Below are 21,593 nucleotides of genomic sequence, written 5' to 3'. Positions count from 1 at the left end.
CGATCAGACGGGTTCGCGGTCGTGCTCGCCCTTGATCCAGCGCACGGTGCGCGACGACGCGCGCATCACCACCGAATCGGTGGTCATCCGTCCGCCCTTCAGATGCTTGACGCCCGCCAGCAGCGATCCGTCGGTCACGCCGGTCGCGGCAAAGATGCAGTCGCCCTTGGCCAGATCGCGCAGGCTGTAGATCTTGTCGAGATCGTCGATGCCCCATTTGGCGGCGCGGGCGCGCTCGTCATCGTTGCGGAACAGCAGCTTGCCCTGAAACTGGCCGCCCACGCAGCGCAGCGCGGCACAGGCCAGAACGCCCTCGGGCGCGCCGCCCGAACCCATGTAGATGTCGATGGTCGTCTCGGGATTGGTGGTGGCAATCACGCCCGCCACGTCGCCGTCGCCGATCAGCACCACGCCGCAGCCCAAAGCGCGCAGTTCGGCAATCATCGCCTCGTGACGCGGCCGGTCAAGCACGCAGACGATGATCTCGGACGGCTCGACGCCTTTTGCGGCGGCGACGGCCTTGACGTTTTCGGTCGGGCTTTTCGTCAGGTCGATCACGCCTTCGGGATAGCCGGGGCCGACCGCGATCTTTTCCATGTAGACGTCGGGCGCGTTCAGCAGGCAGCCTTCCTCGGCCGCGGCCAGCACGGCCAGCGCGTTGGGCCCGGCCTTGGCGGTGATGGTGGTGCCTTCCAGCGGGTCGAGCGCGATGTCGATCTTGGGCCCCTTGCCGGGCGCGCCGCCGACCTTCTCGCCGATATAGAGCATCGGCGCCTCGTCGCGCTCGCCCTCTCCGATCACGACGGTGCCGTCCATGTACAGCTCGTCGAAGGCCTTGCGCATCGCTTCGACGGCGGCGGCATCGGCCGCCTTCTCGTCGCCGCGGCCGACCAGATAGGACGCGGCGATGGCCGCCGCTTCGGTCACGCGGACCATTTCGAGGACGAGAACGCGGTCGAGTACGTCACTGGCTTGCGGCACGGAGGCAATTCCTTTCGAATGTCAGGCCACAGGCAGGTAACCGAGCACCCCCCGCTTGTCGAGTTCGCCGCCTGCGAGCATCGGGATTGCCGCTTAGGGGCTATCGCCGGCCCCTTTGATGCCGCAGCCGTGTTTCAGGACTATTGCCGCAGGAGACTATTGCCGCAGGATATGCATCACCAGCGGCGGCGCGGTCATGAACTCAAGGCCCGCCAGCAGGTCCAGAGCCTTTTCGACCGCCGCTTCCTCGCCTTCATGCGTGACCATCGACACCAGCACCGACCCGTCTTCGCCGCCGGTATATTCGCTGCCCATCTGGATCAGGCTCTCGATCGAGACGCCCGCGTCGCGCATGCCGGCGGTGATCTCGGCCAGCACGCCGGGGCGGTCCTTCACGATAAAGCGCAAATAGGCCTTGCCGGTGCGGTGGCCGGTTTCGGCGGGCAGCGTCCTGTCGAGCTCTGCGACGGGGATCGAGAACGGCGGATCGATCTCGCCCTCGCTGTCCCAGTAACGCGCGATGTCGATGATGTCGGCGACCACCGCGCTGGCGGTCGGCCCGTCGCCCGCACCTGCGCCCTGAAACAGCAGCATGCCGGAAAAATTGCCCTCGGCCACCACCGCATTAGTCGGCCCGTCTACATGGGCGAGCGGGTGGTTCTTGGGCACCAGATAAGGATGCACCCGCTGGAACAGCCGGGTCGTGCCGTCGGCGCCGGTCTCGACATTCGCCATTCCGAGCAGGCGAATCACGTAACCGAGCGATCCGGCCTGCGCGATATCGGCGGCGAGGATACGCCGGATGCCGTCCGCGCCCACGCTGGTGAAGTCCAGCTCGGTGCCGAAGGCGATGCTGGCAAGGATCGACAGCTTGTGCGCCGCGTCGATGCCGTCGATGTCGAAACTGGGATCGGCCTCGGCATAGCCCATCGCCTGCGCCTCGCCCAGAACGTCGGCGAAATCGGCGCCCGTGTCCTCCATGGTCGAGAGGATATAGTTCGATGTGCCATTGAGGATGCCATAGACCCGCTCGATCGCGTTGGCCGCCGCGCCTTCGCGCAGTCCCTTGACGATGGGGATGCCGCCCGCGACCGCCGCCTCGAACTTCAGCGCATGGCCCGCGGCCTCCGCCTCGCGCGCAAGGCCCAGACCGTGATGCGCGATCATCGCCTTGTTGGCGGTGACGAAGCTCTTGCCATTGGCTATGGCATTTCGGGCCAGCGTCAGCGCCGGGCCGTCGGATCCGCCGACAAGCTCGACCACCACGTCGACATCGGGCCGCGTCGCCATCGCGCCCATGTCGTCTTCCCAGTCATAGCGGGAAATGTCGACACCGCGATCCTTCGACCGGTCGCGCGCGGACACCGCCACGATCTCGATCTCGCGCCCCGCGCGGCGGGCCAGCAATTCGCGATTGGTCTCGATCAGCCGAATGACCCCGGCGCCGACCGTGCCAAGGCCGGCAAGGGCGATGCGAAGCGGATCGGGCTGAGGACGGGACGGATCGGACACGCGAAAAGGCTCCATTGCTGAAATACGGTGCAGCACCGAGTGAAAAGGAGCGTGGCGGTTAGGCGAGAAGGGCGCGCTTGGCCAGAGGCGCGTTACAAAAAACGCCCCCGGCCTGCACGATACGGTCGCGTCAGCCGCGTTTGCCGAAACGCCGCCTCAGAACTCGCGCTGGCGCTCGCAGGCGCCGAGGTCTTCCATCACCGTCGCGTAATCGGCCGAGGCCTGCTGGCGAAGGCGCGGATCGGTCGAAAGCTGGGCCTCGGGCGGCAGCGTCTGCGGCAGCGAGCAGGCGAGGCGATACCATTCGAGAGTGCCCGGCCGCGGCGGCCGCGCATCGATCTGCACCAGCTCTCCGGTCGAAAGCCCCCACACCGGCGGCTGGCCGGGCGAGCGCACGACCGCGATCGAGGCGGGCGATCCGTCCTTGGTCTTGAGGAAGATCTGCGTCTCGCCCTCGCCCGCCAGATTGCCCGGCGTATGCAGCGCATCGCGCACCCCGGTGACCACGGGCGGCGCGTCGGGCGACAGCTTCTCGGCCAGCAGGCTGCGCAGCGAGGTCGTGTCGACCTTGCTCGCCAGGATCTGCGCATCGGGGGCGACCAGCTGGATCTCGTCCATCCGGCCCGCCACCGGGCGCGCGAACAGCACCACCGTCTCGCCCTTCAGCTTGGGCACCTTGCCCTTGGCCGTCAGCTTGACGTCGGCAAGATATTTCAGGTCCTCGCCGATCGGGGTGGTTCCGGCCAGCAGGCTTCTTGTCTCCGCCTCGACATAGACGCGCGCCCAGCCGGGCCTGACCGGGCCTGTGCGTTCGGGATCGATCTTGCTCATCCTGCGCAGTTCGGCGGTGATCGTCAGCGGTGCGCCGATCGCCAGATCGGCCAGATCGGCATAGGTCAGCGCCGATTCGGACTGCGGGTCCTGCGCGGCCGCGGGCATGGCCGCGAGAAGGGCCAGCGACAGCCCGGCAGACGCAATCGTGGACAAAATTCGGCGATCGGGACGGTTTTTCATCGGCAACTCGGCAGCCCCCTTGGCGGTGGTGTGTGTATATAGAATCTCGCGCGCATGACTCGTGGGCGAAGGACACGGCAAGCCCTTCAAACGACTAGGGTAGTGAATCGCTCCTTAATCGACAAAGCATTTGCGCACCCCAATCTTCGGCGTTAAACCCTCACGACGAACGGCTTGGCGACAGATCGGGCCGCAATAATCTTGCGCATGTTCAACGGTCGATATGCCCATTAGGGTTAATTCGGCCGGCAGCTTGCGCCCGGTTCTACCGGCAGGGCAGGAAACGTGGGATGAATATGGTATCTCGATGCCATGTATGTTCCATTTGTTGAGGGCAGGCTTTTGCAGGCCTGCTTGCGCGTGCTTTTAATGGAGTGGGTTATTTGAATGGCTTATGCTGACCAACAGATGAGCGGCAACAAGATCGCTGCGATCATCATTGTTGCCCTTCTGCATATCGCGGCCATCTATGCCTTGGTCACCGGCCTCGCGTATGAGGCTATCGAGAAGGTCAAGGAAACGGTCACCGCGGTAAATATCGAGGATCCGCCGCCACCGCCGCCTCCTCCGCCGCCGCCGCCGGATGAACCGCCGCCGCCGCAGGCTCCGCCTCCGCCGGTTGCGCCGCCTCCGGCCGTGAAGATCACGCGGCCCGCGCCGCAGATCAAGACCGTGCAGACGATTCCGCCGCCGTCACCGCCGGCCGTCCGCATTCCGCCTGCGGCTCCGCCGGCACCCGTGGCACCGCCTGCTCCCTCGCAGGCACGTGGCGCGCGGGCCAAGAATCAGGGCAGCTGGGCCGCCCGGATCCAGGACAACTACCCCAGCCGTGCGCTGCGTAACGAGGAGGAAGGCTCCGTCGGTATGCGCATCACGGTCGACGCAAGGGGCCGTGTCACGGAATGTTCGGTTACCAGCTCGAGCGGGTCTTCCTCGCTTGACGAGGCGGCCTGCGAAGGGATGCAGCGTTATGCACGCTACGACCCGGCGCTGGATGCCGCTGGCAACGAGATCAGCAGCACGATGTCGCAGACGATCCGTTACCAGATCCCGAGATAAGGCGGCGGGCAGCGCCGGGCCCGATCGCTTAATGATCGCAAGGCGCTGTTCCGAAGCCCTGATTTTCAAAACGAAATTACTGTCATTGAAGGAAGTTTCCGCATGATCATCGAAATCCTCGCCGCAGCTGCCTCGGAAGCGCCGGCCAACAAGTTCGGCTTCAAAGAGGCGCTGGAACAGGGCGGTTTCATCGCCTACGCCACCGTCATCATCCTGGGCATCATGTCCTTCGGTTCGTTCTACATCCTCTTCACCAAGTGGTTCGAGCAGAACAAGATCATGCGTCAGGCCAAGGAAGTCCGCTCGGGCTTCTGGCGCGCGAACTCGCTTCGCGAAGGCGCCGGCCGCCTTGCCAAGAACTCGGCCTATCGCCAGATCGTCGACGACGGCCTCGCCGCTGAAGAGCAGCACGCCAAGATGACCGACAGCCTCGAAGCACACGACTGGCTGCACGGCTCGCTCGCCCGTTCGGAAGCGACCATCAACGCACGCCTCGCATCGGGTCTGCCGTTCCTCGCCACCGTCGGCGCAACCGCACCGTTCATCGGCCTGTTCGGCACCGTGGTCGGCATCTATCGCGCGCTGATTAACATCGGCATCGCCGGTTCGGCCTCGATCGACAAGGTCGCCGGCCCCGTGGGTGAGGCGCTCATCATGACCGCGCTCGGCCTGCTGGTCGCCGTTCCCGCCGTGCTTGCCTACAACTACCTGCAGGCTCGCAACAAGCGGATCGCCGAGCAGCTCTCGGGCTTCTCGACCGACATCCTGGCGAACATCAACTCGCGCGGCACGATCAAGCCCGCCGTGACGGCTGCTCCGGCAACCGCCAAGCCGGCGACGACGACGGCCGGCGCCACGGTGAAGAAGTAAGTGACATTGGGGCGGTCTTCGGGCCGCCCCGCTTTCCCGCCGACCGGCACGACCGGAAGGCGCGGATTGGCCCCCAGGGGCCCGAAAACGGCCAGATAGGGTAAGATAATGGCGATTTCTAGTGGCGGCGGTGGCGCCGAGACACCGATGTCGGACATCAACACCACGCCCCTCGTGGACGTGATGCTGGTGCTCCTAATCATCTTCCTGATCGCGGTCCCGGTCGCGATCCAGTCGATCGAACAGCTCAAGGTGCCGATCATCGAATCGGAAGAATCGCAGGACAAGGTCGAGAACCTGATGCTGTCGATCACCTCGACCGACGTGGCGGGCCTCAGCCCCGGTCAGGCCGGATATTCCGGCGCCTCGCGCGAGGGTTCGTGCCGCGTCTACATCAACGACACCCCGGTCAACTCGGACGAGTTGCAGGAGCGTTCGTTCAACCGGCTCGACGCCATCGTCCAGCGCGAAGGCGGCCCGGAAGCGATTGCCGAGGACCCGGACAAGATCCCGCAGGTGCACATCCGCGCCGACCAGAACGCGCCGTGGAAGTGCGTTGCCGGTGCGATCTACCAGATCCAGGCAGCAGGCTATCCGACCGTCGGCTTCATTTCGACGCCGATCGATCCCGACGCCTGATCGCGCCGCGTAAAGTTTAAAGGAGACCACCCATGGCAATGTCAGGAGGCAGCGACGACGGCTCCCCGATGATGGAGATGAACACGACGCCGCTTATCGACGTCATGCTCTGCATGCTCATCATCTTCATCCTGTCGATCCCCGTCGCCACCCACGCGGTGAACATCGACCTGCCCACGCCCAGCAATGTGCCGAGCGAGGTCAATATCGACCCGATCAAGAACAAGGTGATCATCACCCGCGAGGGCGACATCCTGTGGAACGGCGAAGAGCTGACGCAGGGCCAGCTGGTCAGCACGATCCAGGAATCGCTGCTGCTGCCGGTAGAGCCCGAGCTGCAGTTCGAGCCCGACGAGTTCACCGCATATGAGGTGACCGCCGAAGTTCTGAAAATCATCAAGAACTCGGGCGCGACCAAGTTCGGCTTCGTCGGTAACGAGCGTTATCGCATGTTCGAATCCGCGCCGAAGGATATCAATCCGACGCAGACCTCGGCCTGATTTTTCAAGTTCGGTGAAACAGATGGGGCGGGCCTTCGGGTCCGCCCTTTTTGTTTGGGCCGTGCGCCGCCTATTCCGGCGTCATGGCCAGCGAGACGATGCTCTCCGCCTCCACCAGCATCTCGTCATCGGCGGAACCGGCGGGCATGCGCTCTCGCCCGATCGTGACCAGCACGGGAACGGCGAGCGGGCTGACCCGGTCGAGCCGCACATGCACCGTCTCGCGCTCCGCCCGTTCCAGCACATTGGCCAGCCTGCCCACGTCGGTCATGCGGGTGCGCGCATCCTGCCAGGCCGCTTCGATCAGCACGTGGTCGGGCTCGTACTTGCGCAGCACGTCATAGATCAGGTCGGTCGAGAACGTGACCTGCTTGCCCGTCTTGCGCTTGCCCGGTTGCTGCCGTTCTACCAGTCCGCCGATCACCGCCACCTCGCGAAACGCGCGGCGCAGCAGGTGCGAATTGGTCACCCAGTCGGTGAATTCATGCGCAAGGATATCAGGTGACAGGATCGCCGCCGGATCCTCGATCGCGCGCAGCCCCCATACGGCGAGCGAATAATCATTGGCTACGAAGCCCAGCGGTCCCAGCCCCCGGTCCTCCATCCGCCGGGTGACCAGCATCCCCAGCGACTGGTTCGCGTTCCAGCCCTCAAACGTATAGAACACGCTATATTCGCGGCTTTCATGCGGGAAACTCTCGACCAGCAATTCGCCCGGTCCGGGCAGCTCGCTGCGCCAGTCCTGCACCTCAAGCCATTCGCGCACGTCGTCGGGAAACCGCGCCCAGCCGGCCCGGTCGATCAGCAATCCGCGCACCCGGTCCGCCAGATGCGTGGTCAGCGGCATGCGCGCCCCGCCATAGCTGGGGATCATCGCCGATTTCTTGGCGGCCCTGACGATCAGTTCGACTTCCTTGATCGACTCCACCTCAAGGTCCAGCCCCGCGAACTGGAACGTATCGCCCACGGTCAGGCTGGCGGCGAAATTCTCCTCGACCCGCCCCAGCGATCGCCCGTTGCGGAACCGCACCGTCAGCATCTCGCCGTCGAGGATGATGCCCGCGTTCAGGCGGTGGCGCGCGGCATGTTCGGGATGGGTCAGCCGCCACCATCCGCCCTCCTCGCGCGTGATCCGCTTGAACCGTTCATAGGCCTGCAGCGCATAGCCGCCGCTCTCGACGAACTTCAGCACGCGCTGCCAGATCTTCTCGTCCAGCCAGACATAGGCGAGCGTCGAACGCACCTCCGCCAGCAGCGCATCCTCCTGAAACGGCCCCGCGCAGGCGCAGGCCATCACATGCTGCGCCAGCACGTCCAGCGCGCCGGGACGGAAATCCTCTCCGTCACGCACGCCCTCCTCCACCGCATCCAGTGCCGCCTGCGCCTCCAGAAACTCGAACCGGTTGCCGGGCACCAGCAAGGCGCGGCTCGGCTGGTCGAGCCGGTGATTGGCGCGCCCGATCCGCTGCAACAGGCGCGACGATCCCTTGGGAGCGCCCATCTGGATCACGCAGTCGATGTCGCCCCAGTCGACCCCCAGATCCAGGCTGGCCGTCGCCACCAGCGCCCGCAATTCACCGCGCGCCATCGCGCCCTCGACCTTGCGCCGCGCCTCGACCGACAGCGACCCGTGGTGGATGCCGATGGGCAGAACGTCCTCGTTCACGTCCCACAGCTTCTGGAAGATATATTCGGCCAGAAAGCGCGTATTGGTGAAGATCAGCGTGGTCCGGTTGCGACGCACTTCCTCATAGATCTGCGGGATCGCCCAGGTCGCCGCATGACCGCCCCACGGCACGCGTTCCTCGTCGGGCAGCAGGATCGAGATGTCGGGCGGCGCCCCCGGCTCACCCACGACATGCTGCACTGCATCAAGATCGCCCCATGGCGCCAGCCAGCCGCGATAGGATTCGACATCGGCCACCGTCGCGGACAGACCGCTGCGACGCATGTCCGGTGCAATGGCCTGCAGCCGCGCCAGCGCCAGCATCAGCAGATCGCCGCGCTTTCCCGTGGCGAAGGCGTGCATCTCGTCGATCACCACGCGCTTCAGCCCGGCGAACAGCTCCGCCGCCTCGGGGTAGGAGATCAGCAGCGACAGCGATTCGGGCGTGGTGAGCAGGACATGCGGCGGCCGGCTGCGCTGGCGCTTCTTGCGGTCGGAGGGCGTATCGCCGCTGCGCGTCTCGATCCGGATCGGCAGGCCCATCTCCTCGACCGGTATAAGCAGGTTGCGCCGCACATCGGTCGCCAGCGCCTTCAGCGGCGAAACATAGAGCGTATGCAAGCCGTCAGGCGGCGGATCGTCGCCCAGCCGCTCAGGCGTAAAGGCGGCCAGCGTCGGCAAAAAGCCCGCCAGCGTCTTGCCCGCACCCGTATCGGCCGCCAGCAGGCCATGGCGCCCGGCGTCGTCGGCCTCCAGCATTTCTGCCTGATGCCGCCGGATGCGCCAGCCGCGGCCATCGAACCAGCTCTTGATCGTGTCGGGAACCGCCATCGTCCTGCTTCAACCCATGGCGGCGCGATTGGTTCTGCCCCCCCCCGCATCGACGCCCGGATCGACGCCCCCATCGACTATGGACAAAAAAAGGCCCGGAGGGAAAACCCGCCGGGCCATGAAGTTTTGGGAGAGGATGCCTGAAAGGCAGGTTCTTTGTGCACCGCAGCACGGCATTTTGCAACTGCGAAAAAGCGAAGCATCATTGCGCATTTTGCAAGAATGTCAGTAAGCTCGAAAATACAGCAAGTTAGCGCTACCATGCCGCTGTGGAAATCGCGTGGCAACACACCGGTTTTGGGGTCGAGCGCTCTTCACACGATCAAATCGCTTCCGAATCGGGCCAAGATTACGAGTCGCGGCCCGATTCGGAAATTTTGCGAAATGCCGGTCAGTGACCTGCCTGCGGTCCCCGCTCCAGCCCCGAGGCCGCGAGCTGACCGTCGATCTGCGCCATCAGACGCTCAAGACCGGCCTCGCTGTCGCTTTCGGCACGCGCGACCAGAACGTCCTGCGTGTTCGATGCACGCAGCAGCCACCAGCCATCGTCGCTGGTCACGCGCACGCCATCGGTGTCGTTCACCTCGTCGATCGAATCGGCCAGCCGCGCCTTCACCTCGTCGATTACCGCGAACTTGCGGCTCTCGTCGACCTGAAAGCGCATTTCGGGCGTGTTGATCATGTCGGGCATGGCCGAACGCAGATCGGTCACGCTCTTGCCCAGCCGCGCGCTGGCCAGAATCAGCCGCACCCCGCCATAAAGCGCGTCGTCATAGCCGTAATACTGGTCGGCGAAGAACACATGCCCGCTCATCTCGCCCGCCAGCGGAGAGCCTGTTTCCTTCATCTTCGACTTGATCAGCGAATGGCCGGTCTTCCACATCAGCGGCTTGCCGCCATGCTCGGCCACGCTGTCGTACAATGCGCGGCTGGCCTTCACATCGGCGATGATCGTCGCGCCGGGTAGGTATTTCAACAGATCCTCGGCGTAGATCATCAGCAACTGGTCACCCCAGATAACCCGTCCCGTGCCGTCGATCGCACCGATGCGGTCGCCGTCGCCGTCGAAGGCCACGCCGAAGTCGAGATTCTTCTCGGCCACCAGCGTCTTCAGATCGGCAAGGTTCTTCTCTTCGGTGGGGTCCGGGTGATGATTGGGGAAATTACCGTCGACTTCGGTGAACAGGGTGAAATGCTCGCCCGGCAGCCGCGCGACCAGTCTTTCAAGGCAGGGGCCGGCGGCGCCATTGCCCGCGTCCCAGCCGATCCGCAGGCTGGACAGCTTTTCCATCTCGCCTGCAGAAAGCCCGTCGAACGGCTTCATCAGCGCGTCGATATAGGCGTCGACGACATCGCGCTTCTCATGCGTGCCGCTGCCGTCGTCCCAGTCGCCCGCGGCGGCCATCTCGCCGATCTTCAGGATGTCCGCGCCGAAAAACGGGCGTCCCTGAAATACCATCTTGAAGCCGTTGTAATTGGCGGGATTATGGCTGCCGGTTATCTGAATGCCGCCATCGACATCTTCGGCTGACGCCTCGGCGTAATAGAGCATGGGCGTGGGGCCGAGGCCGATCCGCACCACGTCGCAGCCACTGGCGTTCAGCCCCTCGACCAGCGCGTGTTCCAGCGTGGGCGACGATACGCGCCCGTCATAGCCGACCGCCACCCGGCTGCCGCCCGCCCGCCGCAGCAGCGTGGCAAAGCCGCGCCCGATCGCGCGGGCATCGTCGGGGCCCAGCGTCTCGCCGATGATGCCGCGAATGTCGTATTCGCGCAGGACAGTGGGGTGGAACTGATGGGACATGAAGATGCCTTTCGCAACGCTGGACAATATGCTGGACGCTATCTGCAGGACGCCGGTCGCAGGACGCAATCGGCAGAGACCCACGCTTAGCGTTTGGTGGGGACAGTTTGTTCCAGCAATATGTCACGCGCCGCGTCGATGCGAAACACCTCTTCCGGCGATCCGCCCTTGTCCGGATGGGCGGTAAGGATCAGCCGCCTGTGCGCCGCCAGAATATCCTCGCGGCTGGCATTGCGGTCCACCCCCAGCAGGGCGCGGGCCTGCGCGCGCTGCTGCGACTTTTCGGATTCGCGAAACATTTCCCACGGCCATTTGTGAAAGACCATGCGAAACACCACCAGCGCCAGAATGGCGAGGATCAGGAATTTCACGCGGCTTCGCCCACCTCGTCGCGGCGCTCGACAGGCGGCAGGTTCAGCGCCTTGACCAGCGAACGCAGTTCCTGCCGCGCGACCAGATGGCTGGTCGCCATGTCGCCCAGATGCCCCTTGTCCAGCAGGGTCAGTCCCGCGGGGAACAGCTCGCGATAGATCACGCGTTCGGACAGGCCGGGCGCAGTGCGGAAGCCGACGCGCTTCGACAATTCCGACAATGCGAATTCAAGGCGGCGCATGTTGCGCGCCTCGATATGCTGGGTGCGGTTGCGCACCACGATCCAGTCCATCTCGCGCCGACCGCCCTGCGCCGAAAGGCCGCGCTTCTTGCGCGCCTCGAACATCAGCTCGGCATAGAAGGACAGTTTCTTGACCTTGAACGTGTCGGGATCGACATGGCCGAACAGGTCGAAATCGACGAAACTGTCGTTGAGCGGCGTGACCAGCGTATCCGCCGTGGTGGCGACATGGCGCGCATATTTGTCGTCGCGGCCCGCGGTGTCGAAGATCAGGTAGTCCATCCCCTCGCTCGCCTCGTCGATCATGGCTTCCAGTATCTCGATAGAAGGCCCGCCGAACACGCCGACCATCGCGCCGGGCAATTCGATGCCGCGCCGCTTCTCGGTATCCAGCCGGTTCTCGAAATAGCGGAAAAAGGTGCGCTGCCGGTGGTCGAGGTCGAGCGCCGCGACCTTCGCGCCCTGATAGGCAAGCGCCACGGCAACATGCACCGCGGTGGTCGATTTGCCCGTTCCGCCCTTTTCATTGGCGAAGACGATGCGGTGTGGCTGGCTCATAGATCGGTCAACTCGCTTGCGCCAAATGGCTTTACGCTGCCGGATTGCGCGTTACACCCGCGCCGACATTACCACAGACTACCAAGCGGGACTCCCAAGATGCAAACCGTTCACGCGTTGAATCCACTACGGCAGACAGTGGATGCCCTTCGCGAGCAGGCTGGAGCGGGCACAAGGCTGGCGCTGGTCCCGACGATGGGCGCGCTGCACGAGGGGCACCTGACGCTGGTGCGCCGCGCGAAGGAACTGGCCGGGCTGGTCGCCGTGTCGATCTTCGTGAACCCCCGGCAGTTCGGCCCGAACGAGGATCTGGACGCCTATCCGCGCCAGATGGAGCGCGACAGCCGGTTGCTCGAGGCCGAGGGCGTGGACCTGCTGTGGGCGCCCGATGTCGGCGCGATGTATCCGCAGGGCTATGCGACCAACATCAGCGTTTCGGGCGTCAGCGCGGGGCTGTGCGGCGCGGACCGGCCCGGCCATTTCGACGGGGTGGCGACCGTGGTGTGCAAGCTGTTCAACCAGGTCCGCCCCGATATCGCGCTGTTCGGGGAAAAGGACTGGCAGCAACTGGCCGTGATCCGCCGCATGGCCCGCGATCTCGACCTGGCCCTGCCGCATGCCGACGCCATCCTCGGCGTGCCCATCGTGCGCGAGGCGGACGGGCTGGCGATGAGCTCGCGCAACGCCTATCTCTCGCCGGAGCAGAGGCAGGCGGCGGGCAGGCTGAACGTAGCGATGCGCGAGGCCATCGCGCGGCTGGGCCATGACGCCACCGCCGCCGTCTTGGCGGACCTGAGGTCCGCGATCCTCGCCGCCGGGTTCGACAGTGTCGACTATACCGAATTGCGCGACGCCGACAGCATCGAATTGCTGGATGCGCCGAACGGCCATGCGCGGCTATTCGTGGCGGCGCGGATCGGCGGCACGCGGCTGATCGACAATATGGCCGCCTGATCTTCGCCGCTTGGCAATGGGCGCATTCGCGGCGTAGCATCGCGCCATGGCCTATAGACTGAAACGCAAGGACGACGGGGTCGGCAATGCCGTCCGCCGCATCGCGGACGAACAGATCGGCAAGGCGCTCGCCTCGATCGACAGCGCCCAGCGGGCCGAGGCGGTGCATGACGTGCGCAAGCGCTGCAAGAAATTGCGCGGGCTGATCCGGCTCGTCCGCCCGGCTTTCGGCGGCTATTCGGACGAAAATGCCGCGTTTCGCGACACCGCCAGGATGATCTCGGGCGCGCGCGATGCCAAGGTCATGCAGGACACCTACGACCTGCTGATGTCGGATCATGACGGATCGCTCGACCGCACCGCGCTGGGCCCGATCCGCCGCCAGTTCACCATGGAGCGCAAGTCGCGGATCGAGGACGGCGATGTGGACGACCACCTTGACGAAGCGCGCGAACGCCTGGTCGAGGCGCGGGAACGCGCGCAATCGTGGACGCTTGACGATGACGGCTGGGACGCGGTCGCGGGCGGTTTGAAGAAGACCTATGGCCGCGCGGTCGATGCCGCCGAAAAGGCGCGCGACTGCCCCGATGGCGAGCAGTTTCACGAACTGCGCAAACGGGCGAAATACCACTGGTATCACTGCCGCCTGCTGGAAAACCTGTGGCCCGACATGATGGCGACCCGCAAGCACGCGGCCAAGCAATTGTCGGACATCCTCGGCGATCATCACGATCTCCACGTCTTTGCAGGCCGGCTGGCGCAGGATCCCGATGGATTCGGCAGTAGCGCCGATGTCGAGGTCGCGATCGGCCTCGCCCGCGCGCGTCAGGCGCGGCTGGAGGCGCAGGCCTGGCCGATCCTGAACCGCATGCTGGTGCAACAGCCCAAGGTGCTGGGCCAGCATTTCGAAGCGCTGTGGAACGTCTGGCAAAAGGACGGCTGACCATGGGGCGCGAGACCGAGCGCAAGTTCCTCGTCAACGGTGAAGGCTGGCGGGCGCAGGCGGATGAAGGGCAGACGATCCGGCAGGCCTATCTGGCCATCGACGACGACCGGCAGGTGCGCGTGCGCATTCTGGACGGCAAAACCGCAAGGCTGACCATCAAGACCGGCGGCGCATCGCTGTCGCGCGCCGAATTCGAATACGACATCCCGCTCTCCGATGCCGAGGCGCTGATGGAAAGCGGCGTCGGCCAGCCCATCGCCAAGACCCGCTTCCGCGTTCCGGCAGGCGGCGGGCTGACATGGGAAATCGACCGGTTCGAGGATCGCCACGAGGGACTGGTCATCGCCGAGATCGAGCTGGACAGCGAAGATGCCGACTTCGACCGCCCCGACTGGCTGGGCCGGGAAGTCACGGGCGACAAGGCCTATTACAACGCGGCCCTCGCAGCCGATGGGGTCACCCCGTCGGAAACAGGAACGTCACGATAAAACGCAGGCCCCAGTCGGCCCCGCCCTCGGGCTTCTCGACATTATAGCGCCCGCCCAGCCCCAGCGACACCGGCTGGTCGCCCAGCTTGGTCAGTTGTGAGACGCTGACGTTGATCGGCACGCTCCACTGCTCGGCCTTCCAGTTATAGCTGCTCTCGGCATTGACCGAGAAGGTGGTGGCGGTCGGCGTAACATAGGACAGGAACGGCTGGATAAAGGCCTGCGACACATCGGGCCGGTTGTCGGAACCCGCAACCGACCAGATCTGGTTCGCCAGCAGCCCGACCGTGATCGGCCCCGATTGCTTCAGCATCACCGCCGTCGGCCCCGCGCCCCATTTCTTGCCGCCCAGAGCGCCATCGGTCGCCGTGGGCAACAGGAACGCCGGGCCAACACCCCAGATGATGCCCGACGCGCCTACTTCCCTGGGCGAGAAGAACACGCTCTGCACCGTATCGCCGAGCCCGAACTGGTTCTGGTTCCTTGCCGTCACGCCCTCTTGATAGATCACCGGCAGGATCGTGCGCGAGATGAGGTTCCAGTCCTCGTTAATCGGGACCGGAACGACCGGCTGCACATTGGTCGTGGACCGCCACCCGTCATTGTCCGGCCCGATGCCAAGGTCAATGTTCTGCTGAATGGGGACCGAGATCAGATTGGCGATCGGATTGGACAATTGCTGCGCCAGATCGGCGCCCGCCCCGCCCGACGCGCTGGCATCGGCCGGGCTGGCATCGGCCGGATTGGCATCGGCCGGATTGGCATCCGAAATCGCCTCCACCGGCGCGTCCGCCTCTTGCGCGGCAGCGCCCATGGGAAAACCCAGCGCCAAGGCCGCCAGGCCGAGACGTCGGGCACAATTACCCAGCTTCGTTTCCGCAATACCGATCACGCGCAACATCCCTCATCGCGGGGCGGCACGCTGCATCCCTGCGATGCGCGGCCGCCCTTGACGGCAACCACGGCAAACCGCCCGCGACCCCAGCCACTAGGCCAAGCGCCGGGCGGACTGTATCGGGATTAACCCGCAGACCGCCGCCTACATGGGCGAATAACGGCGATGTCAGTGTGAAAGCTGGATGCCCCGTGAGGGCATGAACAAACAAGACGAATCAAACCCCTTAGACCGTCTAACCGGCACATTATCGCCACGGTTTCCTGCGGGTTACACATTCCGGCTGTCTAACCTTTCGGCACCGCCAAGGCGACGAAAAGTGAAAGCCCCCGCACCGGCGGCAACCGGCGCGAGGGCAGATGCTACCAGGAGTTCGGTAAAGCATTTGCAGCCTACTCAGGACGGGGGGGCTTCGCAATGAGCGATTTGTCATTCCACGTCCGCGAGTTCGTGCCCAATGCCGAGGGTGAAGAACTAAAGACGCGCATCGCCCTGCTGAAGGCGCGGGATTACGCCAGCGCACTTAAATGGAAAGCGGCGTCCGACCTTGCCTATGACTTGGCCTGCGCGGCCCACGAGATGGCGGGCCAGTTCGTCTTTGCCGAGGTGCCGTTAGCACGCCTGACGATCGCGCTGCGGTTCTGCCGGAATAGCGTGCAAGCCGCTTTCGACGCCGAACATCTGGAAGGGGAAGCGAAATGACTTTCGAACCCCTTGAAGGCATGGATGCGATGCTGGATCAGATGGCCTGCGAATACTCCGGTGAAAAGCTGCCTGCATACCGATCGGGCATCACTGCATCTGCCTTGATGGCAATGCAGTTCGAGCCGATCCGCTATGTGGTGAACGGCTATATTGCCGAGGGCCTGACCGTGCTGGCAGGTGCCCCCAAGATCGGCAAAAGCTGGATGGCGCTAAACATTGCGATCGCTGTTGCGTCCGGCAAACCGGCATTCGGCACAGTGCCATGTAGCCATGGCGACGTGCTCTATCTGGCGCTGGAAGACAATAACCGCCGCCTGCGCAGCCGTATCAGCAAGATGGGCATCGGAGAGCCTCCCGAACGCCTGACGCTCTGCACGTCCTGGCCGAGCCTTGCAGACGGTGCCGTGCAGGAAATCGAGGCGTGGGCCAATGCTGTCAAGAACCCAGTGCTCGTCTTTGTGGACGTGCTGGCGAAGGTGCGGGACAGCGCCAACGGCAAGGACAGCGCATATGATGCCGACTATCGCACGCTAACCGGCTTGCAGGAACTTGCTGGAAAGCTGGGCATCGCGATCGTGCCCTTGCATCACACGCGCAAGATGGAAGCTGACGATCCGTTCGATTCCGTATCGGGCACCCGTGGGATTACCGGCGCTGCTGACACCGTTCTCGTGCTCAAACGGGACATTGGGACAGGTCGCACTGTCCTATACGGGCGCGGCAGAGACATAGAGGAAATTGAGACAGCTTTCGACTTCGATCGGGACATTGGGACATGGCAGGTGATTGGCGCGGCGGCAGACTTCGCCAAGACCGACGAGCGCCAAGAGATCCGCGATGTGCTGCAGGATGCAGGCAAGGCATTGAATGCACGAGAAGTTTCCGACCTTTTGGGTAAGTCTTACGAGGCTGTTCGCAAGACGCTGACGCGCATGGCGCATTCCGGTGAAATCGAGAAAGAAGGCCGGGGCCTATATAGCTGTCCCAACTGTCCCAACGTCCCAAATGATGCCGATACACCCCTTGATTGGGACAATGGGACAGATGGGACAGGGTATAGAAAAGACCCGTTCGACGTTCGAGACGATGACGACGGCTGGACAGGTCAAAGCCCTGCGCAATCCGCACGCAGGAGGGCTAAGCCATGACCAAGACCCCGCTAATCGAACAAATCGAGGCGATGCCGCCAGCGCAGCGCGAGGGTGCAATTGCCGTGCTCGATCATTTCACCCGTCCGTTACAGGCAAGGGAAATTGAACGCTTCCTGCGGACCGGCGGCGTGCCAAGGGCAAGAGCGGTGAAGCTGGCGGGATGCCTGAAGCATTGGGGCATCATCGCCATGCTTGGGCCGGAACGGGAGGACGATCATGGCTGATTGGCCCTACTCAACGGCACGGTGGCTGCGCCTGCGAAAGCAGCACCTCCAGCTTGAGCCATTCTGCCGGGGCTGCGCGCCAAGGCTGGTGACGGCGAATACCGTCGACCACGTTCACCCGATCAGCGAGGGCGGGCATCCGTTCCCCGGCCATGATGGATTGGCCAGCTATTGCCCTGCCTGCCATTCGAGAAAGACCGCTAGGGGTTCAGAAGCGGGGCGTGCTAAGACTAACAAACCTCGGAAGGGTTGCGATCTTCAGGGCAATCCTATTGACCCGGAGCACCCTTGGCATGTTCAAGCACCGAATGCTGACTTGGCTAAAGCTTCTTGTTCTCTGGATAACCATTGTGATGCTGTACAAGGTAGGGGCAGAGGTGGTGTTCTGGGTGGCGCATCAATAAATAAATCGCTGGAAGCTGACGACATAGGACCGCGCCCGTACCCAAATCTTGAGTTAGTTCAGAACACGGCGCGGAAAACTGAACATGGGCGCTAGGGGACCGGGTGCATCGCGCCAACGGAAAGCGGCGGCGCTTGTCGAAATCAATGCCGCGCACCCGTGGGAAGCCGAGGGGCTTTCCCGTGCGGAGCGGGTTATCGCATTCATCGAAAGCCTGCCGATTACAAAGGGCTTTGGCGCTGGCGAAAATGTTAAGCTGCTGCCGTTCCAGCGGGAATGGATCGAGGCAGTCTATGCCACCGATGTCGAAGGGAAGCGGCGGGTGCGCACTGGCTTGCTTTCCGTTGCGCGCGGGCAAGGCAAGACCGTCCTGGCTGCCATGCTATGCCTCTGCCATCTGTGTGGGCCGGAAGCTGAGCAGAGGGGCGAGTGCTACTCTGCGGCGGCGACGAAGGAACAGGCTGGATTGATCTTTGCCGAGATGGAGGCGGTTATCCTGGCTGTGCCGTGGATGGCATCCAGGCTGAATGTGCAACGTTTCTATAAAACGATCGAGGATGACGAGACGGGCAGCCGCTATCGGGCATTGGCCAGCGATGGCGCGGCGGTGCACGGCACTGCTTCCAGCTTCATTGTCTGCGACGAGCTGGCCCAATGGAAGAAACGCGAATTGTTCGACGTGCTGCGCACCTCCATGGGCAAGCGCGCCGAGCCTTTAATGCTGGCGATCGGCACCCAATCCCCGAACCCGCTCAATATTATGAGCGAACTGGTGGACTATTCCCGGCGGATCGAGACGGGCGAGATTGAAGATCGCAGCTTTCACGGCGCTGTCTATGCGGTGCCGGAAGATGCCGACCCCTACGACCCCGACAACTGGCCGCTGGCCAATCCTGCGCTTGGCACGTTCGTTTCTGCGGAACAGATTGCCGACGAAGCCGAACGGGCGCAGCGGATGCCGACTTTCGAACCGGCGTTCCTGAATCTGCACTGCAATATGCGAGTCGATGCTGAGCCGAAAGCGATCAATCCGGCAGAATGGGATGCCTGCGGCGAAGCGATCGACCTTGCGAGCCTGAAGGGGAAGAAATGCTATGCGGGGCTGGATCTCTCAGCCGTCCGCGACCTGTCCGCGCTTGTGCTATTTTTCCCTGAAAGTGGGGCGGTGCTGCCGTTTTTCTGGTGTCCAAAAGCAGGGATCGAACGGAAAGAGGAAATCGACCGGGTGCCCTATCGCACTTGGGAGAAGCAGGGCTTCATCGAGGCGACACCCGGCAAGGCCATCGACAAGCGGTTTATCGCCAAGCGGCTGGCCAAGGTGGCGGCAACTTATGATCTGCGCGCCGTGGCCTATGACCGGCACGCGATCGAGGATTTGACCGTCATTCTCGACGGCGAGGGCGTGAAGTTACCGCTGGAGCCATGGGGACAGGGTTATGTCAGCATGGGGCCAGCGATCGACGCTTTCGAGGCGCTGTTGCTAGAGGGCGAGTTGCGCCACGCCATGCACCCGGTGCTGCGCTGGAACGCTTCGAACTTGCTTTTTGACACCGACGCTGCGGGCAACCGAAAACCCAATAAAGCACGCTCGATTGACCGCATCGACGGCATGGCCGCCCTTATCATGGCCTGTGGCATTGCAGCGCGTGACAGCGGGCCGAAGACATATGAGGGGGCGGGGCTGCTATGGGTTTAAGCTACGAGTTCGTAGAGCAACCATGCGCAAAACGCGCCTCATTGCTTCGGGCCGTGTCATATGCTCGTCTTGCGCCGCAATCCAAAGATCGAGCAATTCAAGATCGTCAGGCTGAAGGCGGACACCAACCATCGTGCCGGCCGCTTCAGGGCGTTGCTTTTTCGTGTAAACGCGATTTGACTTTGCCATATCTTTGGCGCTAACACGAAAGCGAGCCGAGCGGAAGCTACCAACAACCGCCCAGCTCTAACCAAAACACGTTTTAGAGGAACGCATAATGGCTACCACTACCCCTAGGGCGGAATCCGCCCATATCAATCCCGCATTCGAAGCACTCTATAATTTCCGGCTTTCGACCAGTTCGCCGCTCGGCTCGACCGGCATTGATGCGGTGCATGAAATCCTGCCGATGATCCGCTCGCTCGCGCTAACGCTGGAGATGGGGCACCGCAAAAACAATGACGGCGAAAGCGCATTGGAAGATCTGAATCCGGAAATTTTGGCCGAAGCCTTCGCAGGCATTGGCTACCTCGCTGCCGTGGCAGCCTTTCATGCGGAGGGCCTATGATATGGGCGAGGCTATCAAGATCGCGCCCTACGTGGCGTTCTTTCCCGAACCGGCGACCGCGCAATCTCGCTTCCTGATCCAAGGTTATGTGGATCGCGAGGAAATCGCGGCAGCGGTGGAGGCGCTGGTGGAACTGCTAGATACGATCGACGGCGACCCGGATCTAGAGGACGACGATCCAGCCGGACAATGCACCGAAGATGAAATCAGTTGCGGCGGCCTAACGTATGCTTGGCATCCGAGTGGTCCTGGCTGTGAAATCAGCGACCCAGGCGGCACGCATGGGCTGGACTGCTGAAAGACTTATCCACCGTCAGTGAAGCTGGATGAACGAATTGGCGCTTGCCAACTTGGCTACATAGGACTAGCTAGGTTGGCAGACGCCAATTTGGAACATGATATGCACATCCTTGAAGACCGATTCACGACAGGCCAAGTGTTGGATGCAACTTGTTTGCCCAACCATACCCTGCAGAGCTGGCTCAAGCGTGACCTGTTGATCGGGAAGCCGGGCGCACCGATTGAAGGTGGTGGCGTATCAGGTGCGCATCGCCGCTTTACCTTCTTCACCGTGATGGAAATCGCCATCGCAAAAGAACTGATCGAAACGGGGCTTTCTGCTGCGAACGCGATCAAGGCTGCGCAGCATTTCGCACATGTAGGCGAGGGGCCTGTTTACGGTAATCCTGAGAGGTGGCCGAGCCTTCCGTTTTTAAATTTCGGCATGGCTGCGCGGACCCTGCTTTGCGTGTCTGGCGATAAATCGATTGAAATCCTCTGGGAGCTGAAGACCGATGTGATCCCCACCATCCGCTCTAGACTTAGATCCACGAGCTTCATCGTTCTTGAAGTGGACGAGGTTTTTGACCGTGTCGTTAAGCGGCTTGGCCACGATCCGCGCGCGGTCATGGCTGAAGCCTACAAAGTTGATACCGAATGACCGAAACCCGTTCCCCCCTGAGCGGTCCCGGCGCGTCTGCCGATATGGGAAAACCCGCGCGCGGGATGGGGAGCTATGAAATCCGCCGTTCGACCCGGCGCGCTAGGCTCAGCGCTAGCGAAGGAACAGGCCCAGCGCTGTTTCAGGTCGAACCCCTCAACAGCGCGAAGGGAGTTCGCATAATGGCAAACGGTGAAAAGAAGGCGGACGTTGCGCGGGCTATCATAGCCCATGCGTTGAACGTGACCGCCGATTGCTTGGCCGAGCAACCGCAACGCGGGATGCAGACGCGCACCCGCAACCTTGGCACCTTCGGCGCGATGCACTGGGTGCAGGCTGGCGAACGTGAAACGGTTGATGTTTGGCAGGACAAAAAGCTGTTTAGCGCCACGCGCTATCTTAACAGCGATTCTTGGGAATTGATTAGCTTCAAGCGCGGCGACTGGGAGAGCGGCTTCCTTTGCGCCGCCTAAGCGCCCTTTACCAGATTGCGGCTGCGCTGGCTGCAACGGTGCTGACCGCATCGCTTGCCACCGCGCAGCCGCTCACTTCGCTCACGTCGGGAGACGTTGGCTT

24 protein-coding genes are annotated in these 21,593 nt (G+C 63.3%); 16 read left to right on the top strand and 8 right to left on the bottom strand.

Annotated features, from left to right (window positions below):
- Positions 1 to 3 precede the first annotated feature (3 nt).
- The 3 genes from glpX to AC4FIJ_RS04180 all read right to left on the bottom strand — a co-directional run bounded on the left by glpX (position 4) and on the right by AC4FIJ_RS04180 (position 3,480).
- Positions 4 to 981, bottom strand: a complete 978-nt coding sequence (glpX, locus tag AC4FIJ_RS04190; RefSeq protein ID WP_490335458.1) for a class II fructose-bisphosphatase — start codon at positions 979 to 981, stop codon at positions 4 to 6.
- A 156-nt stretch (positions 982 to 1,137) separates the two neighbouring features.
- The gene (locus AC4FIJ_RS04185; RefSeq protein ID WP_490335457.1) at positions 1,138 to 2,493 is read right to left on the bottom strand and encodes a homoserine dehydrogenase; all 1,356 of its coding nucleotides are present in this window, start codon (positions 2,491 to 2,493) and stop codon (positions 1,138 to 1,140) included.
- Between the two features lie 156 nt (positions 2,494 to 2,649).
- Entirely contained in the window at positions 2,650 to 3,480 is an 831-nt protein-coding gene (locus AC4FIJ_RS04180; RefSeq protein ID WP_490335456.1) for a hypothetical protein, read from the bottom strand.
- Between the two features lie 414 nt (positions 3,481 to 3,894).
- Here AC4FIJ_RS04180 and AC4FIJ_RS04175 point away from each other — a divergent pair, with 414 nt between their 5' ends.
- The 4 genes from AC4FIJ_RS04175 to AC4FIJ_RS04160 all read left to right on the top strand — a co-directional run bounded on the left by AC4FIJ_RS04175 (position 3,895) and on the right by AC4FIJ_RS04160 (position 6,575).
- Positions 3,895 to 4,566: a TonB family protein gene (locus AC4FIJ_RS04175; RefSeq protein ID WP_490335455.1), complete on the top strand. Its 672-nt coding sequence runs from the start codon at positions 3,895 to 3,897 to the stop codon at positions 4,564 to 4,566.
- A 102-nt stretch (positions 4,567 to 4,668) separates the two neighbouring features.
- Positions 4,669 to 5,436: a MotA/TolQ/ExbB proton channel family protein gene (locus AC4FIJ_RS04170; RefSeq protein ID WP_490335454.1), complete on the top strand. Its 768-nt coding sequence runs from the start codon at positions 4,669 to 4,671 to the stop codon at positions 5,434 to 5,436.
- A 108-nt stretch (positions 5,437 to 5,544) separates the two neighbouring features.
- On the top strand, positions 5,545 to 6,075 hold the full coding sequence (locus tag AC4FIJ_RS04165) for an ExbD/TolR family protein (protein ID WP_490335453.1): 531 nt from the start codon (positions 5,545 to 5,547) through the stop codon (positions 6,073 to 6,075).
- Positions 6,076 to 6,107: 32 nt separating this feature from the next.
- The gene (locus tag AC4FIJ_RS04160) at positions 6,108 to 6,575 is read left to right on the top strand and encodes an ExbD/TolR family protein (RefSeq protein ID WP_490335452.1); all 468 of its coding nucleotides are present in this window, start codon (positions 6,108 to 6,110) and stop codon (positions 6,573 to 6,575) included.
- A 70-nt stretch (positions 6,576 to 6,645) separates the two neighbouring features.
- Here the strand turns inward: AC4FIJ_RS04160 and AC4FIJ_RS04155 are convergent, their stop codons facing one another.
- The 4 genes from AC4FIJ_RS04155 to AC4FIJ_RS04140 all read right to left on the bottom strand — a co-directional run bounded on the left by AC4FIJ_RS04155 (position 6,646) and on the right by AC4FIJ_RS04140 (position 12,047).
- Positions 6,646 to 9,072: a ligase-associated DNA damage response DEXH box helicase gene (locus AC4FIJ_RS04155; protein WP_490335451.1), complete on the bottom strand. Its 2,427-nt coding sequence runs from the start codon at positions 9,070 to 9,072 to the stop codon at positions 6,646 to 6,648.
- Positions 9,073 to 9,463: 391 nt separating this feature from the next.
- A complete protein-coding gene (gene pgmG, locus AC4FIJ_RS04150) occupies positions 9,464 to 10,876 on the bottom strand; it encodes a phosphoglucomutase/phosphomannomutase PgmG (protein WP_490335450.1) in 1,413 nt (470 codons plus the stop codon).
- 86 nt (positions 10,877 to 10,962) lie between these two features.
- Entirely contained in the window at positions 10,963 to 11,247 is a 285-nt protein-coding gene (locus AC4FIJ_RS04145; RefSeq protein WP_490335449.1) for a J domain-containing protein, read from the bottom strand.
- Entirely contained in the window at positions 11,244 to 12,047 is an 804-nt protein-coding gene (locus AC4FIJ_RS04140) for a division plane positioning ATPase MipZ (RefSeq protein WP_490335448.1), read from the bottom strand. The genes AC4FIJ_RS04145 and AC4FIJ_RS04140 overlap by 4 nt, the downstream gene beginning before the upstream one ends.
- Before the next feature lie 99 nt (positions 12,048 to 12,146).
- Between AC4FIJ_RS04140 and panC the strand changes: the two genes are divergently transcribed.
- Genes panC through AC4FIJ_RS04125 form a run of 3 tightly spaced genes read left to right on the top strand, consistent with a single transcriptional unit; the run spans position 12,147 to position 14,435 of the window.
- Positions 12,147 to 13,001, top strand: coding sequence for a pantoate--beta-alanine ligase (gene panC / locus AC4FIJ_RS04135; RefSeq protein WP_490335447.1), 855 nt, complete (start codon positions 12,147 to 12,149; stop codon positions 12,999 to 13,001).
- Between the two features lie 46 nt (positions 13,002 to 13,047).
- Positions 13,048 to 13,944, top strand: a complete 897-nt coding sequence (locus AC4FIJ_RS04130) for a CHAD domain-containing protein (RefSeq protein WP_490335446.1) — start codon at positions 13,048 to 13,050, stop codon at positions 13,942 to 13,944.
- 2 nt (positions 13,945 to 13,946) lie between these two features.
- Positions 13,947 to 14,435 (top strand): CYTH domain-containing protein, encoded by a 489-nt coding sequence (locus tag AC4FIJ_RS04125; protein ID WP_490335445.1) that lies wholly within the window; start codon positions 13,947 to 13,949, stop codon positions 14,433 to 14,435.
- Here AC4FIJ_RS04125 and AC4FIJ_RS04120 read toward each other — a convergent pair.
- Positions 14,404 to 15,327, bottom strand: a complete 924-nt coding sequence (locus AC4FIJ_RS04120) for a hypothetical protein (protein ID WP_490335444.1) — start codon at positions 15,325 to 15,327, stop codon at positions 14,404 to 14,406. The two genes, AC4FIJ_RS04125 and AC4FIJ_RS04120, sit on opposite strands and share 32 nt — an antisense overlap.
- A 420-nt stretch (positions 15,328 to 15,747) precedes the next feature.
- Between AC4FIJ_RS04120 and AC4FIJ_RS04115 the strand changes: the two genes are divergently transcribed.
- From AC4FIJ_RS04115 to AC4FIJ_RS04075, 9 genes are all read left to right on the top strand, one after another.
- Complete coding sequence (locus tag AC4FIJ_RS04115) at positions 15,748 to 16,032, top strand: hypothetical protein (RefSeq protein WP_490335443.1); 285 nt, start codon at positions 15,748 to 15,750, stop codon at positions 16,030 to 16,032.
- A complete protein-coding gene (locus AC4FIJ_RS04110) occupies positions 16,029 to 17,183 on the top strand; it encodes an AAA family ATPase (RefSeq protein WP_490335442.1) in 1,155 nt (384 codons plus the stop codon). The genes AC4FIJ_RS04115 and AC4FIJ_RS04110 overlap by 4 nt, the downstream gene beginning before the upstream one ends.
- Complete coding sequence (locus AC4FIJ_RS04105; protein WP_490335441.1) at positions 17,180 to 17,410, top strand: hypothetical protein; 231 nt, start codon at positions 17,180 to 17,182, stop codon at positions 17,408 to 17,410. The genes AC4FIJ_RS04110 and AC4FIJ_RS04105 overlap by 4 nt, the downstream gene beginning before the upstream one ends.
- Positions 17,403 to 17,909: an HNH endonuclease gene (locus AC4FIJ_RS04100; protein ID WP_490335440.1), complete on the top strand. Its 507-nt coding sequence runs from the start codon at positions 17,403 to 17,405 to the stop codon at positions 17,907 to 17,909. Before AC4FIJ_RS04105 ends, AC4FIJ_RS04100 begins: the two co-directional genes overlap by 8 nt.
- Positions 17,899 to 19,509 carry a terminase large subunit gene (locus AC4FIJ_RS04095; RefSeq protein ID WP_490335439.1) on the top strand — a complete coding sequence of 537 codons (1,611 nt, stop codon included), beginning with the start codon at positions 17,899 to 17,901 and terminating at the stop codon, positions 19,507 to 19,509. Before AC4FIJ_RS04100 ends, AC4FIJ_RS04095 begins: the two co-directional genes overlap by 11 nt.
- A 277-nt stretch (positions 19,510 to 19,786) precedes the next feature.
- Positions 19,787 to 20,077 carry a hypothetical protein gene (locus AC4FIJ_RS04090; protein ID WP_490335438.1) on the top strand — a complete coding sequence of 97 codons (291 nt, stop codon included), beginning with the start codon at positions 19,787 to 19,789 and terminating at the stop codon, positions 20,075 to 20,077.
- Between the two features lies 1 nt (position 20,078).
- Positions 20,079 to 20,375 carry a hypothetical protein gene (locus AC4FIJ_RS04085; RefSeq protein WP_490335437.1) on the top strand — a complete coding sequence of 99 codons (297 nt, stop codon included), beginning with the start codon at positions 20,079 to 20,081 and terminating at the stop codon, positions 20,373 to 20,375.
- A 75-nt stretch (positions 20,376 to 20,450) separates the two neighbouring features.
- Positions 20,451 to 21,017, top strand: a complete 567-nt coding sequence (locus AC4FIJ_RS04080) for a hypothetical protein (protein ID WP_490335436.1) — start codon at positions 20,451 to 20,453, stop codon at positions 21,015 to 21,017.
- A 182-nt stretch (positions 21,018 to 21,199) separates the two neighbouring features.
- Positions 21,200 to 21,490 carry a hypothetical protein gene (locus AC4FIJ_RS04075; RefSeq protein ID WP_490335435.1) on the top strand — a complete coding sequence of 97 codons (291 nt, stop codon included), beginning with the start codon at positions 21,200 to 21,202 and terminating at the stop codon, positions 21,488 to 21,490.
- Positions 21,491 to 21,593: the final 103 nt, after the last annotated feature.

Source organism: Croceicoccus sp., from assembly GCF_983967925.1.
This window is presented reverse-complemented; position numbering and strand designations above follow the sequence as displayed.